The organism is Vibrio mimicus CAIM 602 (assembly GCF_000338875.1).
Taxonomy (GTDB): Bacteria; Pseudomonadota; Gammaproteobacteria; order Enterobacterales; family Vibrionaceae; genus Vibrio; species Vibrio mimicus.
Window position 1 is genome coordinate 1 of the sequence record NZ_AOMO01000109.1, and the last position, 1,864, is coordinate 1,864.

Sequence of the window (1,864 nt, forward strand, 5' to 3'; positions counted from 1 at the left end):
TTTACAGCGCCAGACACATTGCCGCTTCATTAGGCAGCGAAAAACAATATTGAATTGCCGAAAAAACCTGAACGAAATGCCAAAGAAATCGATAACACAACCAACTGATTTTTATGGATTAAGCATAACGCCCGCCTAAGGGGCTGGCAACGCACTACCACTAAACTCAATCACAACAACCGTAACCACAGCGGCTCATTGGGACTGAAAAGCCACGCGTTGACAGTCCCTCTTGAGGCGTTTGTTATGCGATTTTTCCCAAACATATCATCTTTGAATTTATTTAGTTTGTATAAACACAAAACTTGTTATATACATCCACTCTTATATCAGAGTTAACTAATTTTACATTATCGCATTTACTGACTAAAAAACTATATACATCAACCGCACCTTCTAAGAAGTCATAGTAAAGCACAATTTTCTCATTTATTAGCCGTGGATATATAAAAGCCGTATATTTATCACCAACATTAGTAACTTTAAATGCAACCATTATATCTTTAGCAGAATATTTTTCTTGATTTAATTTTTCCACCAATAAAGCTCAACATCGTAAAAACTCGCCGTAAGTGGATTAAGTACAGATGAAACTTGCCTTATGTTTATATTTATCAAACCATCAACATCTCTACTATTGTAGTTTGTTTTAATTTCAAACTCATAGATATATGCTTTAGGATTCTCATACCAAGTAATTGAGGATAGACAAATCAAAGGTTCTCCATCTAATTCTTTACATCCCAACTTTTTCTCTAACTCCGGCTGTTTAACAATCACAGTTCCATCCATTGCATAAGCAGCAGGAAATGAATATAGACAAAGTAAAATAGCCACAAGGAAATACTTAATTTTGGAGAAACTCATGATTACTTACGTCCTTCTATTTACTGATAGTAACTGTCGAATCTAGACAACAACATGTATGTTTTGAGTAATCATATTAAATCGCATAACGCCCGCCTAAGGGGCTGGCAACGCATAACACCAAACTCAAACATAACAACCATAGCCACCGCGGCTCATTGGGACTGGAAACGCCACGCGTTGACAGTCCCTCTTGAGGCGTTTGTTATAAGCCAGTTTTCGCGTAAACCACTGTACTGCTTATTTCACCATTCGGAAGTATACGGTCATTCTTATGCGTACCTTCGTATATATAACCACAACGCTCTGCAACACTACGACTTTTATAATTGCTCTCTGCCGCTTTGATTTCGACTCGCTTAGCGTCAAGAGCATCGAACGCATAACGTTCCAATACTTTTACTGCTTCAGTTATATAGCCACAGCCTACAAAAGAACTTCTGAGCCAATAACCAATTTCAAAAAATGGAATATCCTTATCACGGATGATTAAACCAATTGCACCTACAAATTGACCTGATTCTTTTTCGATGAGTGAAAAACGCAGTTCATCAGCAAAATTCTGAAAATTGACAATAGCTTGTTGAGTATTCTTTATCGACTCTTCAGGCGTCATGCTGTACGGCACCCACGGCAAAAACTGTTTTAATTCACTCTGACTTTCGATAATTGCAGCCAACATCAAAGGTTGTAGCTCGAATGAAGGAGGCAATATTTTCAGTCGATTACTTTCCATCACTTGGTGCTTTCTCCACTGGCTTATAACGCCGCGTTAAGGGGTGCAGGCACGCACTACAAAAGCTACCGCACAGCGACTTAATCACTGAACCCAACGCAAACCGAAAATGCCACGCGTGCCAAATCCCTCTTAAACGCTTTGTTATGCTTAAGCTTCAATGGGTTACGTTTTTCTGGAAACAAGATTAACTCGACTTTGATTCAGAAACAAAAGCCAAAACTTAGAAAACCGAAATGAATCATAGTTTTGATATTCAGG

3 protein-coding genes are annotated in these 1,864 nt (G+C 38.4%); all 3 read right to left on the bottom strand.

The window, feature by feature from the left end; genetic code table 11:
- Positions 1–283: 283 nt before the first annotated feature.
- Positions 284–538, bottom strand: a complete 255-nt coding sequence (locus tag D908_RS00095) for a hypothetical protein (protein ID WP_005528087.1) — start codon at positions 536–538, stop codon at positions 284–286.
- Entirely contained in the window at positions 526–867 is a 342-nt protein-coding gene (locus D908_RS00090) for a hypothetical protein (protein ID WP_005528090.1), read from the bottom strand. Before D908_RS00090 ends, D908_RS00095 begins: the two co-directional genes overlap by 13 nt.
- A 205-nt stretch (positions 868–1,072) precedes the next feature.
- Positions 1,073–1,603, bottom strand: a complete 531-nt coding sequence (locus D908_RS00085; RefSeq protein ID WP_005528092.1) for a GNAT family N-acetyltransferase — start codon at positions 1,601–1,603, stop codon at positions 1,073–1,075.
- Positions 1,604–1,864: the final 261 nt, after the last annotated feature.